The following is a 460-nucleotide window of genomic DNA, read 5'->3' as shown; positions in this document are numbered from 1 at the left end:
CAACGACGGTGTGAAAGTAGGCGACGATGTCGCATTGACCCAAGACGGCGTTAAAGCGGGTGATGTCAAACTGACCAAAGACGGTTTGAACAACGCCGGCAACAAAGTGACCAACGTAGCCGATGGCGACCTCAACGCCAACAGCAAAGATGCCGTTAACGGCAGCCAACTGTTTGCGACCAACCAAAACGTCGCGACCAACGCCGCCAATATCGCCAAAGGCATCAACTTCGGCGGTACCACCGGCAGCAACAACTACGCATTGGGCGACACCATCAACGTTAAAGGCGACAGCAACATCATCAGCGAAACCGTAGCCGGTGGCGCACAGCTGAAACTGGCCAAAGACATTACTGTTGACAGCGTCACCGCAGGCGACAGCAAACTGAATACAGACGGCCTCACCATTACCGGTGGCCCGAGTGTGACCAAGTCAGGCATCAATGCCGCCAGCACCAAG

General features: G+C 55.4%; 1 protein-coding gene. It reads left to right on the top strand.

Going from position 1 to position 460, the window contains the following annotated elements; all coding sequences use genetic code 11:
- Positions 1 to 10: 10 nt before the first annotated feature.
- On the top strand, positions 11 to 460 hold a 450-nt coding region (locus ACTHUM_RS19540), incomplete at its 3' end, for a hypothetical protein (protein WP_440403946.1).

The organism is Neisseria sp. P0021.S006 (assembly GCF_051956895.1).
This window is presented reverse-complemented; position numbering and strand designations above follow the sequence as displayed.